The 13,592-nt window shown below is 45.5% G+C and carries 10 protein-coding genes; 7 read left to right on the forward strand and 3 right to left on the reverse strand.

All coding sequences use genetic code 11. From position 1 onward, the window contains the following. Positions 1-20 precede the first annotated feature (20 nt). Positions 21-506: a hypothetical protein gene (locus ACED25_RS04115; protein ID WP_017101161.1), complete on the reverse strand. Its 486-nt coding sequence runs from the start codon at positions 504-506 to the stop codon at positions 21-23. Positions 507-587: 81 nt separating this feature from the next. Here ACED25_RS04115 and ACED25_RS04120 point away from each other — a divergent pair, with 81 nt between their 5' ends. The 3 genes from ACED25_RS04120 (at position 588) to ACED25_RS04130 (ending at position 6,849) form a co-directional block, all read left to right on the forward strand. Further along, the gene (locus ACED25_RS04120; RefSeq protein ID WP_017096755.1) at positions 588-1,901 is read left to right on the forward strand and encodes a MipA/OmpV family protein; all 1,314 of its coding nucleotides are present in this window, start codon (positions 588-590) and stop codon (positions 1,899-1,901) included. A 227-nt stretch (positions 1,902-2,128) separates the two neighbouring features. Continuing rightward, positions 2,129-6,211: an ATP-dependent RNA helicase HrpA gene (hrpA, locus tag ACED25_RS04125; protein ID WP_017096756.1), complete on the forward strand. Its 4,083-nt coding sequence runs from the start codon at positions 2,129-2,131 to the stop codon at positions 6,209-6,211. Between the two features lie 143 nt (positions 6,212-6,354). After that, positions 6,355-6,849: an outer membrane beta-barrel protein gene (locus ACED25_RS04130; protein ID WP_009847008.1), complete on the forward strand. Its 495-nt coding sequence runs from the start codon at positions 6,355-6,357 to the stop codon at positions 6,847-6,849. Between the two features lie 355 nt (positions 6,850-7,204). On the opposite strand, the gene ACED25_RS04135 is transcribed toward ACED25_RS04130, so the two are convergent. After that, entirely contained in the window at positions 7,205-7,981 is a 777-nt protein-coding gene (locus ACED25_RS04135) for a hypothetical protein (protein WP_009847007.1), read from the reverse strand. Further along, positions 7,902-8,699 carry a hypothetical protein gene (locus ACED25_RS04140; protein WP_009847006.1) on the reverse strand — a complete coding sequence of 266 codons (798 nt, stop codon included), beginning with the start codon at positions 8,697-8,699 and terminating at the stop codon, positions 7,902-7,904. The genes ACED25_RS04135 and ACED25_RS04140 overlap by 80 nt, the downstream gene beginning before the upstream one ends. Before the next feature lie 207 nt (positions 8,700-8,906). Between ACED25_RS04140 and ACED25_RS04145 the strand changes: the two genes are divergently transcribed. The 4 genes from ACED25_RS04145 to ACED25_RS04160 all read left to right on the forward strand — a co-directional run bounded on the left by ACED25_RS04145 (position 8,907) and on the right by ACED25_RS04160 (position 13,590). Further along, a complete protein-coding gene (locus ACED25_RS04145) occupies positions 8,907-9,107 on the forward strand; it encodes a hypothetical protein (protein WP_139137586.1) in 201 nt (66 codons plus the stop codon). Between the two features lie 223 nt (positions 9,108-9,330). Further along, a complete protein-coding gene (locus tag ACED25_RS04150; RefSeq protein WP_009847004.1) occupies positions 9,331-10,116 on the forward strand; it encodes a TetR/AcrR family transcriptional regulator in 786 nt (261 codons plus the stop codon). A 121-nt stretch (positions 10,117-10,237) separates the two neighbouring features. Next, positions 10,238-12,754, forward strand: a complete 2,517-nt coding sequence (locus tag ACED25_RS04155) for an RND family transporter (protein ID WP_371694691.1) — start codon at positions 10,238-10,240, stop codon at positions 12,752-12,754. A 44-nt stretch (positions 12,755-12,798) separates the two neighbouring features. Then, a complete protein-coding gene (locus ACED25_RS04160; RefSeq protein ID WP_017102692.1) occupies positions 12,799-13,590 on the forward strand; it encodes an outer membrane lipoprotein-sorting protein in 792 nt (263 codons plus the stop codon). The last annotated feature ends 2 nt before the right edge of the window (positions 13,591-13,592 follow it).

Consider the following 13,592-nt stretch of genomic DNA (forward strand, 5'->3'; position numbering starts at 1 on the left):
GTACCTAAAATCGTTGGTGGCTAGTCGTCGTGGTGTTGTTTTGTTTCGAGCTTGTTCGTTTCAGGCTCTGTTATGTCAGGCGCGATCATTTCAGACTCAGGTGTTTCAGAACCATCTGCTTCAAGGAGTTCGATAACTTCCGAGCTAGAAAGTTCATGGCCCATTAGAAATATTGCCAATAGGGCATCGGCTTTGGTCTTAGTATCGGATGTGTCGTCTAACACTTGCTCCAGTTTTTCACGAATCATAGCAATTTCGTGTTCAACAAAACCACGGCCTTCTTCATCCCCTTGATTGTCTTCAGGGGCATTATCGAACTCAAGAAATAGCATGTCGCCGTCTAGGTTGGTATTCACCAAACGCTCGGGCAACCATGCCTCACCAATAACAATATCCGGATCGGAATCTTTGGGTAAGTGATCTATAATGTTTTGTAATTCGGAGACTTTCACAATGCTTTCATTTAACCGAGAATATTCTACATTGTAACGGTCAATGCCGCTCAAACCTAAAATTAGTTAGCCGTTATGGCTAATAAATGTCTATTCAGTAACACAAAATTTATTACAAAGAGTAATTACATAAGAATGAAGCTCAAATATTTACCGACTCTCGCTTCGTCGGGCGTTGTTTTCGTCAGTAGCGTTTTCCTAAGTGCGAATGCGTGGGCCGCTGAAGAGCAAGAGTGGGGCATCGCTGCAATGTTTCGTACGGCAAGTATTCCTTACGACACGTCAGGTGGCGACCAAACGGTTAGCTCTTTTGTTCCAATGCTATTTTTCAAGAACGACTATGTGTTCATTGATGGAACTGAGATGGGTGCTTACCTTTATCAACCCGATGACGAGAAATGGTCTCTTAATGCTATCTCTCGCATGCGCTTTATTGATATCCCTGCTTCTGAGCAGAATGAAATTGAAGGTGATACGGCGGACTTTGGTGCTCAACTGACTTACCAACTTGATGGGCCTTGGTCTGTCGAAACGGAGTTAATGAGCGACAGTGAATTCAATTTTCACGGTAACTTACGTGCGAAAGCTAAGTATGAAACCGGAGACTGGGAGTTCACTCCGCGTGCGACACTGCGCTACAAAAGTGCGGATTTCAACAGCGAGTATTACTCAGCAGCAAATGAAACCATCGGCGCAGGTGTGGACCTGAATGTCGGTGTAGAAGCGCGTTACCATGTGGTTTCGAACTTATACTTATTGGGTTCAACCAGTGTGACTCGACTGGATGACAACGCTTACGATTCGTCGATTGTTGAAGACCGTTATCAAGGCGAACTTTACCTTGGTTTTGGCTTTTTCAATGATAAAACCAAAGCGCCAAAACCTAAGCTGAGCAATGCGCCGTATTTACGTGTTGCACACGGCTGGGCGACGCCATCGAATATTGGCGACATCATGAAATTCAACAGGGAGAAAGACGAATACAACAACCAGTTGACCTCCTTCTTCTATGGCCACCCGTTAACCGATGAGATCTTCGGTTTCCCATTGGACATCTACTTAACACCGGGTATCGCGCATCACTGGAATTCAGAGGTTCAGTCAAGCAGCACTGAATACATTGTCGCTATCAAAGCGTATTACACTTTCGACTGGCCGACACAATGGCGTGTTGGTGTGGCAGAAGGTATGTCTTACATCGATTCGCTGACTTACATCGAAGCGAAAGAGATGAAAGAGAAGGGTTATAACGGGAGCCACTTGCTTAATTATCTCGACTTTTCGGTCGATGTAAACGTAGGCGATTTGGTGGGTAAGAATGACCTGAACAACTTATGGTTCGGCTATTCGTTGCATCACCGTTCTGCTATTTTTGAAAACGCCTCTCAGTTTGGTCGAATCAAAGGCGGCAGTAACTACAACACGGTTTATCTACAGTACGAGTTTTAAGCGCGTTTTTTAGCAGGCAGTTTATAACAGGCGTTTTTAGCGTTTAGTTTTTAACTGTGATTTTTGAAACATTCGGTTTGCGTTCGTCACGCTTCCATCGCTTTTACTAACGTGAGAGTGACTAATCAGCCTGATAGCAAAAGGTTTTCCCTTTGTTGTCAGGCTTTTTTGTTTGAGACTTGTGATATAATCGCGCGAGTTTAATAAGTACAAGAATAGGACACGCTTTGACTTCGTCTCCGGAAAAAGCAGATAACAACAAGAATGCAGCACAGCCAAGTTCTTCACAGAGCAAAGCGAAATCAAATAAGCCTGCATCGAACCGACCTGCTAAACAATTAAATGCTGAACAATCAAATACCAAAAAAGCTGAACAATCAGCGACAAAGACAAAATCATCTCAGAATAGCCCAGTATCTCTTCGTAAAGCGCTCCACGAATGTATGATGCGCGATCGCTTCCGCTTGAGTAAGCGAATTACTGGCGCGAGTAAAATCAAGAACGAACAATCTAAGCACGCTGTCTTCGATGAGATTGCGTTAGATATTGCCAAGTCAATGATGACGGCAACTCAGCGTGCTGCGCAGAAACCAACCATCGAATACCCAGAGATTCTCCCAGTAAGCCAAAAGCGCGATGATATTGCGAAAGCCATTGCTGAAAACCAAGTAGTTATCGTGGCGGGTGAAACGGGGTCGGGTAAAACTACTCAGTTACCCAAGATCTGTTCTGAGCTTGGCCGAGGTCGTTTTGGCCTAATTGGTCATACTCAGCCTCGTCGTCTTGCGGCGCGTTCGGTTGCAAACCGTATTGCGGAAGAGATGGAAACGCAGTTGGGTGAATTCGTTGGTTACAAGGTTCGATTCAACGACCAAATTTCTGAAAACACCCAAATCAAATTGATGACCGACGGTATTCTACTGGCGGAAATTCAACACGACCGTTTCTTAAGCCAGTACGACACCATCATTATCGATGAAGCGCACGAACGTAGCCTGAACATCGACTTCATCATGGGTTACTTGAGAGAGCTTCTACCAAAGCGTCCTGACTTGAAAGTGATTATCACGTCGGCGACTATCGATCCTGAGCGTTTCTCGAAGCACTTTAACAACGCACCGATCATTGAAGTGTCAGGCCGTACTTACCCAGTAGATACGCGTTACCGCCCATTAGGTGGTGATGACAGTGATTCAGACCGCGATCAAATCGAAGGTATCTTTGAAGCCGTTGATGAGCTGTGTGATGAAGGCCAAGGCGATATCTTGATCTTCATGAACGGTGAGCGTGAGATTCGTGATACCGCGGACTCTTTAAGTAAACGTAACTTGCGTGATACCGAAATTGTTCCGCTTTACGCACGCCTTTCTGCGGGTGAACAGAACCGTATCTTCCAGTCTCATACTGGTCGACGCATTGTTCTGGCGACCAACGTGGCAGAAACCTCGTTAACCGTTCCGGGTATTAAGTATGTCATCGACCCGGGTACGGCGCGTATTAGCCGTTACAGCTACCGTACTAAAGTACAACGCCTACCGATTGAGCCAGTGTCTCAAGCGAGTGCTAACCAGCGTAAAGGTCGTTGTGGTCGTGTTGCTGAAGGTATCTGTATTCGCCTGTACTCTGAGGAAGATTTTGAATCACGCCCAGAGTTTACTGACCCTGAGATTCTTCGTACTAACCTAGCATCGGTTATCCTTCAGATGACAGCGTTAGGCCTAGGCGACATTCAAGCATTCCCATTTGTTGAAGCGCCCGATAAGCGCAATATTCAAGATGGTGTAAGGCTACTTGAAGAGTTGGGTGCGATTGCGACAGTTGAACCGTCAGCGAACAAAAACAAGAACCATGGCGACGATAAGAAGAAGCTAACGGCAATTGGTCGTAAGCTCGCTAAGCTGCCGATTGATCCACGTTTAGCGCGTATGGTGATTGAAGCGCCAAGCAACCGCTGTTTGCACGAAGTAATGGTGATTGCCTCTGCATTGTCGATTCAAGACCCGCGTGAGCGTCCATCAGACAAGCAACAATCATCTGACGATAAGCACAAGCGCTTCTTCGATAAAGAGTCAGATTTCATCACGTTTGTGAACCTTTGGGATTACGTTAAGCAGCAACAAAAAGCGCTGTCGAGTAACCAGTTCCGCAAACAGTGTAAGCAAGATTACCTGAACTATTTACGTATCCGTGAATGGCAAGATGTGTACTTCCAAATTCACCAAGCGATGCGTGAATTAGATACCAAGCTGAATACAGAGCCGGGCAGCTACGATGGCATTCACATGTCACTGCTATCAGGTTTGCTTTCGCACATCGGTATGAAAGACCAAGAGAAGAATGAATATCAAGGTGCTCGTAACGCACGCTTCCATATCTTCCCTGCGTCTGGCTTATTTAAGAAACAGCCTAAGTGGATCATGTCTGCTGAGCTTGTGGAGACCTCAAAACTTTGGGGCCGTGTTATCGCCAAAATTCAGCCTGAATGGATTGAGCCATTAGCGAAACACTTGATTAAGCGTAGCTACAGCGAACCACATTGGTCGAAGAAACAAGCGGCGGTAATGGCTCACGAAAAAGTGATGCTTTACGGAATCCCAATCATTCCGAAACGTTTGGTTAATTACGGTGCCATTGATGCCACTGTCAGCCGTGAGTTGTTTGTACGCAGCGCATTGGTAGAGGGAGAGTGGGAAACCAAACATGCCTTCTTCAAACAGAACCGCAAGCTACTGCAAGAAGTAGAAGAGCTAGAACATAAGTCTCGCCGTCGTGACATCTTGATCGACGATGATGAACTGTTCGACTTTTATGACCAGCGTGTGGGTGAAGAGGCAGTTTCAGGCCGTCACTTCGATACATGGTGGAAGAAGACCAGCCAGAAAACACCGGAGCTGCTTAACTTTGAAAAGTCGATGCTGTTCAGAGGTGATGCTAGCCACGTTACTGATTTGGATTATCCGAACTTCTGGCACCAAAACGGTATCAAGCTGAAGCTGAGCTACCAATTTGAGCCGGGCGATGACAACGATGGTGTAACGGTCCACATTCCGCTGCCTATCTTGAACCAAATCGACCAGAACGGTTTTGATTGGCAGATCCCAGGCCTACGTCAGGAACTGGTGATTAGCCTAATTAAGTCGTTACCAAAAACGCTACGCCGTAACTTTGTGCCTGCACCAAACTACGCTGATGCGTTCTTGGCTCGTGTTACGCCGCTTGAAGCTCCATTATTGGATTCGCTTGAGAAAGAGCTGCGCCGCATGACCGGTGTGGAAGTGGTACGTGATGACTGGAAGTTAGACCAGATTCCAGAGCACTTAAAGGTAACATTCCGTGCTGTGGATCATCGCAAGCGCAAACTGAAAGAGCAGAAAGACCTGCATGAGTTGAAAGAGAGCCTGAAAGACAAGGTTCAAGAAACACTTTCTAAAGTGGCAGACGATGACATCGAGCAGCAAAACCTGCATACGTGGAGCTTTGGTGAGTTACCAAAAGTCTACCAACAGAAACGTGGTGGCTATGATGTTAAAGCCTTCCCAGCACTGGTGGACACCAAAGACAGCGTAGAGATCAAATTGTTCGAAACCGAGCAAGAGCAGATCACTGCAATGAAATCGGGTCAGCGTCGTTTAATTCTGTTGAACGTACCATCGCCGATCAAATACTTGCACTCGAATTTACCGAACAAATCTAAGCTCGGTTTGTACTTCAACCCATACGGACAGGTGCTCGATCTTATCGATGACTGTATCGCTTGTGGTATTGATAAGCTGATTGAGCAGAAGGGCGGCATAGTTTGGGAGCCAGAGCAGTTTGAAGCTCTAAAAGAACACGTACGTGCAGAGTTGGATGACACAGTTGTTGAGATTGCTCAACAGGTTGAAACCATCTTAACCACGGCATTCGCCATCAGTAAGAAGCTGAAAGGGCGTGTCGATCTTTCAATGGCATTTGCGCTTTCAGACATTAAAGCTCAAATAGAAGGTTTGATTTTTAAGGGGTTTGCCACAGAATGCGGCTGGAAACGCTTGCCGGATATTCTACGCTATATGAAAGCGATAGAGCGCCGAATGGAAAAACTGCCGATTGATCCGAATAAAGATCGCCTTCATATGATCAAAGTGGACTCTGTAATGAATGATTACAAAGAGCTGCTGAATAAAATTCCAAAAGGGATCGCGGTTCCAGAAAATGTAAAAGAGGTGCGTTGGATGATAGAAGAGCTTCGTGTAAGCTTCTTCGCACAGCAACTCGGTACACCTTACCCAGTATCAGATAAGCGTGTTAAAAACGCGATTGATGCTTGCTAAACGAATAAAGCTAGACGCAGTGGCAAGGTTTGGGTATAAATCTTGCTTATTGCATTACTAATTGAATAGTTATTACATACAGGGCGACTTGGTGGCAATTCATTACCACGCAAGGCCTGCCAACAGGACGAAAAAGGTCGAATATGAAAAAAACGTTATTGGCTCTAGCACTGCTAGGTGCATCTTCAACAGCGATGGCTGATTCTTGGTTGTACGGCGGCGCAATGGGTGGTCAAAACTCATTAGGTAATCAAGAAGAGACAGCGATGGGTATCCACGTGGGTACGGGCATCCTTCCATTTATTGGTGTTGAAGCGGGTTACTGGGATCTAGGTTCTTTCGACAGTGTTAAATACGGCAACCAAACACTGACTAAACTAGACGCAAGCACAACTTACCTAGCAATCAAACCAAGCATCGACTTTGGTCCTCTTCACGTATACGCGAAGGGTGGTCTTCACTCTTACGAGCTTAAAGCGAACGGCTTCAAGCAAGACGAAGTTGATATCATGTACGGTGTAGGCGCAGAATACTTCATCTTTGGCCCACTATCTGTAGGCGCTAGCTACCAAAACTTCAACATGAAAGATGACGACTCAGGCGTTTTCTCTCTAAACGCAACTATCCACCTACTGTAATTAATCAGTAAGGCGATCGTAAATAGCGGTCGGATAATTGTTTGATGGGTTTATAATACCAATCGTAGTAAATAACTGTTCATCCTAGCTAGTTAAAACGCTCGATAACTTCGTTAGAAATTTTGATTGTAGAATAACTACTTATCAAAAATTGCTGCCTTGTTCTCAAGCCTTTTTCCGGCGCTATTTATGATCATTTACTTACTGTGATTGGTATAAAAACTCATAAAAAATGCCAGCTTGATAGCTGGCATTTTTGTATCTATTGACTGGGTAATCTTGACGGTATTTTCTGACCGTAGACCGTAGACCGTAGACCGTAGACCGTAGACCGTAGACCGTAGACCGTAGAAGGCTACTTTTTACTGTTTAGAATTTTCTGAATTCTTGGGTTAATCGCTTTGCCGTGTTGGCTTTCGTACTCTTCACGTTTTAAATCGTTCAGGTTCTTTACGGAGTTAGCAGCAAGAAGGAACTGCGGTAATTCAGTTTCTAGCATGCCTTTCTCATCTAAACGTTTTGCTTCCAAATAGTACTTCTTAAACAGGCCATCAAGCTTGTTTTCAGCGGTGCGTTTCAAGTCGTACAGCTTGTTTTGGATAAGCCATTTTTCAATGTTGTTAACAGCTGTGCGTGACAACACGCGAATGCGGCTATCAAGCAGCTCTTCTTCTGTTAATGAATCCTTTAGAATCCAAAGCTCACCCATTTGCGGCGGCCAACTGTTGCCAAGTTGAATACGTTCATGACAGTGCATTAGCACGCGATTAAGGCCGTCTGAGTCTACAGAGTGCGCAAACTCAAGAAACTTTCCGCTTGGCTCACTACCGTATTGGTATTCCCACTGAGTTTCGTACACGCTCAAAAAAGAACCGAAAACATGGATACACCAATCTGTCAGCTCCAACTCAGCGGGATCTTGGTCAACAACAGGCACTTGTTGAGACGAACCCGTGCTAGCAGCATTGGGTGTCGCTACTTCAGTGCTCTGTGCTTCAATAACCTCAGGTACTACAGAGCCTGTAGAGTCAGGAACAACAGGTGAAGCTGGCTCAGAAGGTTGGCTTTTTGCCTTTTTGAATGAGCTGCTGCCTGAAGCGTTCAGATGGGCTAAGCTTTTGTCTATACCCATTTCCTTGAGCTTGTCCTGCATTTCCTGAATATTGAGAGGTCTTCTGCTGTTGTTGTCTTTCATTTTGCTTCTCGTTAACTAGCCAGTACTGCAGCTTGGATTCAATCCGAGATAGTGGCATTAATTCATTGGCTTTGGCTTTATACCAGAGGACAAATTTCTTCCATACTAAACTATGGTCACCGGTCAAACCGGAGAATTTAAACGCACGTTCTGCCCATGATGGTATCTCTTCTTCGTTGAGATCATGAGTAGATACGGTGTTGCTGTTCATTGAGCCTCGGCCTTGTGGGCGAGGGGCATGCTGCATGTGTTGCATCGGTGCCGGAGCAGGCTGAAACTTGGGTGCAGGTGCAGGTGCAGGTGCAGGTGCAGGTGCAGGTGCAGGTGCCGTAGAGTAGACAGGAATACTGTTGGTCGGTTGAACCTCAACGTGCGCCGTAGCTTGCTCTTGCTCAATGAGCATTTTGAAAACGTGAATCTCTTTTTGATCTCGATAATCTACTTTTATCTTATCGAGAAAACCTTGGTCGACTAAACACTTAAGGCAGTCGGCTAAACCAAACGTAGAGAGAGCACAAAGTTGACCTGCTGTTTGTAAGCACACATTGGTGTAGCCGAATTCGTCAGCACCGTCTGCAAGCATCAATAAAACAAGCTTTTCTGCTGGGCTAGAAGTATTCACTTGCCAAGCTAAATAAGAATATTTGGCGCTCAATATCGTGTTCTCAAAAAAGGTAAGTCGTTGTCACTATTGTAAGTCACCCCTTACCTAATTTATAGCAACTTAGTAGAAAACGGCATTAGTAAGCCAAATATTAACCATAAGGAGAGGTCTGCACCAAAAAGTGAACCTGAACTCACTCATTCTCGTGGTTTACGTACCCCTCCATTCGGCTCGAATAGCTGACTGTCCTAAACCATCATGCTCTATTTAGATGAAGACAGCGTAATGGGCTTGTATTGGTTTCGCCAAACTAAGGCGCTTCTTCCTGTGTTGGTTAGTGATGTTGCGTTGGTTAGTGATGTTGCGTTGGTTAGTGATGCTGTGTCGGTTATTGATCTTATGTTGGTTACTGATGCTATGCCAGTTAATGACGGCAGGCTGGTGAGTAACGCGATGTGATTATTGATGGTTTTCTCATCTATTCATAAAGTGAATTTAATTTTATGAAACACCTTGATATGATCAATATTTGCGCTATTATGACGATAAGTCAGAAATGACGAAGCGTCACAAAATGGTTAACTACATGAATTTACTATTCGTGTTAATATATTGGATAGGAGCGTTTTAAATACTGGCGAAGCTTAGATGATAGCTAAGCTCAAATACGGACTGAGAAATTATGTTTGGCTTTGGTTGTAAAGGCGATAAACAAGGTATCTTTGGTTGCAAAGGCGTGTTGTCTAAAAAGCAGCAGTCTATAGCAGACCGAGAAGTAGAATTGATGTTGTTAGCAAAAGATCTGGTTCGAGAACAAGGGTTCGGAAACCTCACGATGGATAGGCTAACGGCAGCAAGTTCTTATTCTAAAGGTACGATATACAATCACTTTTGCAGCAAAGAAGACGTGGTTTTAGCCTTGTGTATTCACTCTTTAAAGACCGAGGCATTGATGTTTGCTCGTTCTGGAGAGTTTGAAGGCAACACACGTGAAAAGATTGTCGCACTGCACGTTGCTTACCGAATCTATGCTCGCATGGAACCGGTACTATCAACCTGTGCTATCATGGCGAAAAGCCCGTGGGTACTAGAGAAAGCGTCTAGTGCACGTGTAACCGAGATGAATGAACTGGAAGAGTTGGTGATTGAACAAGCCGATTCAATGGTAAACCGAGCAGTAGAAGCCGGTGACCTTAAGTTCTCTTCTGGTGTGGGTTCAGATGCCATCGTGTTTGCAAACTGGTCAATCGCATTTGGTTCAAATGCCTTGTCGCAGAACGCATCAAACAGTCATTGTATCAAGCGGTTACAAGACCCGTATTCAGTATTACATAACGCGAACATGCTTCTAGACGGCCTAAATTGGCAGCCCCTTTCTAGTGATTGGGATTACCGCAAAACTTGGCGTCGTGTAGAGCAAGAACTGTTCAGTGAAGAAGTCGCTTACTTAGAATCAGTAGGTCGATAAGCTTCCATTAAGCCCACTCATGTGGGTTTATTAATAACCATTAGTGACGATTCGTCATAAACTTAAGTATAGCCTAACGTGGTTTTGGTTTTCTTGAGTGTATGACTAAGAATTGTGTCTTTTGTCAGCTTCGGCTGGCTTTTTAAGACACAACTATGACGAATCGTCACAAATGGAGACTGTGATGGAACATGACAGCCAGAAGCCCGCTTTCGATCACCAAAATCGAGATAACCGTAATGTCGATAGCGTAAACGGGGATCTAAATAACAGTTGGCACTCAATACCGACTAAGCGTTCGTTTATCGTTCTGCTGGTGGTTTTTTCAATCATCATGCTTTCTGCTTTTGGTGCGAAGAACCTCTACTTTAGAGGGGACTACAACATCTTCTTCGAAGGCACCAACAAACAGTTGATGGCGTTCGACGAAATCCAAACTACCTTTGCGAAAACCGACAACCTCGCGATTGTCGTCGCGCCTGAAGGCGGCAATGTCTTCACCCCAGAAACCCTCACCTTAATTCAAAACCTCACGGTTGACGCGTGGCAGATCCCGTACTCAAGCCGTGTCGATTCGCTGGCCAATTATCAGCATACCGAAGCGGTTGAAGATGACCTGTTAGTTGAAGACTTGCTGTACGAAGAATATGCGCACACACCAGAGCGAATCGCCAAAGTAAAACAGATCGCGCTCAACGAACCTCTGCTTAAAAACGCATTGGTGTCAGCCTCTGGTGACGTGACCATTGTTAATGTCACCGTGCAATTACCTGAAGTGGATAAAACCGCCGAAGTGCAAGAAGTGATCGCGGCCATCAATACTATGATCACCAAGTACCAAGCCGATTACCCGAATGTCGAATTCCATAAAGCGGGCATCATTGCCATGAACAACGCGTTTATGATGTCGGCTCAAGAAGACAGCTCGACGCTCGTGCCGTTAATGCTGTTGGTGGTATTGGTGTTCCTGACCTTTATGTTGCGCTCGTTCTTTAGCGTGGTGGCTACCTTAGTTGTGATTATCTCTTCGATTGTCGCGACCATGGGTTTGTCTGGCTGGGCAGGGATGTTCCTCAGCACCGCGACTGTTAACGTTCCAACCTTGGTATTAACCCTTGCAGTTGCCGATTGTGTTCACGTGATTGTGACCATGAGACAAGCCATGCAGCGCGGAATGGAGAAAGCACAAGCCATTCAATACAGCATCAAGCTTAATGCGATGCCAATCTTAATTACTTCTGTCACCACCGCGATTGGTTTCTTGATGATGAACATGTCGGATTCTCCCGTATTGAGAGACTTCGGTAACTTGTCGGCATTGGGCGTGATCATCGCATGTTTCCTATCTGTGACTATGCTTCCTGCGCTGTTAAAGCTCTTGCCAGTGAAGACCTTGCCAGCGAATGAAGCAGCACAAAACAAAGTGACTTTCATGGATAAGCTCGGTGATTTTGTCGTAACCAACCGTAAAGCACTGCTGCCGATTTCTACCTTAGTGATTGTTGGCGCTGCCGCGTTAATTCCACTCAACAAAGTGAATGATGAATCGGTGAAGTATTTCGATACCTCAAGTGAGTTCAGACAAGCCGCCGATTTCATGGAAGAGACCGTAAGCGGCATGACCACCATCAGCATCGCAGTCAAAACCAACGAATCTCAAGCGATTGCTGATCCTGTGTTCTTACAAGCGATTGGCGACTTTACTGAGTGGCTACGCGTTCAACCAGAAACCGACCATGTGGCCACGCTTTCCGATGTTTACATGCGTTTGAACAAGAACATGCACGGCGATGACGACAGCTATTATCAATTGCCGCTTAACCGAGAGTTAGCAGCGCAATACCTACTGCTTTACGAGATGTCTCTGCCTTATGGTTTGGACTTGAACAACCAAATCAATGTCGATAAATCATCGATCAAAATGGTGCTGACGGTGGACAACTTAGGCAGTGTGGAATTGGTTGAACTCGAAGAGCGCATCTACTCATGGTTTGCCGCTAATGCACCTCAGTATGAAGTGGTCGCATCGAGCCCATCACTGATGTTTGCTCACATCGGCGAAACCAATATGGTGAGCATGCTATCAACTCTGCCTATTACCTTGGTGCTTATCTCTGGCTTGATGATTTTTGCATTGCGCTCGGTTCGCTTGGGCATTATCAGCCTAGTGCCAAACATTGCCCCGGCGATTATCGGCTTTGGTTTGTGGGCGCTTATCTCTGGTGAAATCAACTTGGGTTTGTCAGTCGTGGTTACGCTCACACTGGGTATCGTTGTTGATGATGCAGTGCACTTCTTGAGTAAATACCAACGAGCACGATTAGAAGGGAAATCAGCGGAGGAAGCCGTTCGTTACGCGTTCCACACAGTTGGCCGCGCACTGTGGATCACGACTGTCGTGCTTGTGGCTGGTTTCTCTGTACTGGCGATGTCGAGCTTCAGACTCAATTCCGATATGGGCTTACTCAGCGCGATTGTGATTTTCATTGCGTTGGTAGTCGACTTCATCTTGCTACCGAGCTTGCTGATGATTTTCGACAAACAGACCCACTATGCAGATAAACCTCAGCACGAATCAAAGCCTGACACCAAGCCACAGCCTAGCTCGACTGGCGAACTGTCTGCTTCAACCAAATAAGGAATCGTCAGCCTGCTGCGGTGGGCTGACTCAAGGAGAAATTTATGAAAAGCGTTAAACGAACATTCGTTACTACATTATTCACACTGAGCACGTTGGCAGCTTTCCCAGCATTAGCAGACCCTGCGAAAGGCTTAGAGATTGCCGAGCAACGCAAAGCCGTCGATATGGGGTGGGGCGATTCTGTTGCGACCATGGAAATGCTACTTCGCAACAAACAAGGCGAAAGCAGCTCGCGTCTAATGCGATTGAAGTCATTAGAAGTCGATGACGATGGTGACAAAGGACTGACTATTTTTGATGAGCCACGTGACGTAAAAGGCACGGCTTTCTTAAACCATTCACACATCTCTAAATCGGATGACCAATGGTTGTATTTACCTGCTCTGAAACGTGTAAAACGCATCTCTTCACGCAACAAATCGGGCCCGTTTATGGGCAGTGAATTTGCTTACGAAGACTTAAGCTCGTTTGAGTTAGAAAAGTACACCTTCAACTACATTGAAGACGCCAAAATTGAAGGTGTTGATACCTTTGTTTTAGAGCAGGTTCCGACCGACAAAAACTCTGGCTACACCATGCAGAAAGTATGGCTAGACCAACAATATTACCGCCCCGTTCAAGTGGAGTTTTACGACCGTAAAGGCGCATTGTTGAAAACCCTCTCGTTCCAAGACTACAAACAATACCTAAACCAATACTGGCGCGCGCACACCATGTCGATGCAAAACCATCAAACAGGCAAAAGCACCGTTTTAACCACGACAGATTTAGCGTTCCAAACCGGTCTTAAGGACAAAGATTTCCAGAAAAACACACTGAAACGTGCAAAGTAAGG

This window comes from Vibrio sp. 1F263, from assembly GCF_041439035.1.
GTDB classification, from domain to species: Bacteria; Pseudomonadota; Gammaproteobacteria; order Enterobacterales; family Vibrionaceae; genus Vibrio; species Vibrio tasmaniensis_A.

Excerpts from the sequence above, each read along its gene's own strand:
- ACED25_RS04120 (WP_017096755.1), top strand. The coding sequence starts at position 588 with ATGAAGCTCAAATATTTACCGACTCTCGCTTCGTCGGGCGTTGTTTTC.
- ACED25_RS04130 (WP_009847008.1), top strand. The coding sequence starts at position 6,355 with ATGAAAAAAACGTTATTGGCTCTAGCACTGCTAGGTGCATCTTCAACA.
- ACED25_RS04135 (WP_009847007.1), bottom strand. The coding sequence starts at position 7,981 with ATGGGTATAGACAAAAGCTTAGCCCATCTGAACGCTTCAGGCAGCAGC.
- ACED25_RS04145 (WP_139137586.1), top strand. The coding sequence starts at position 8,907 with ATGCTCTATTTAGATGAAGACAGCGTAATGGGCTTGTATTGGTTTCGC.
- ACED25_RS04150 (WP_009847004.1), top strand. The coding sequence starts at position 9,331 with ATGTTTGGCTTTGGTTGTAAAGGCGATAAACAAGGTATCTTTGGTTGC.
- ACED25_RS04160 (WP_017102692.1), top strand. The coding sequence starts at position 12,799 with ATGAAAAGCGTTAAACGAACATTCGTTACTACATTATTCACACTGAGC.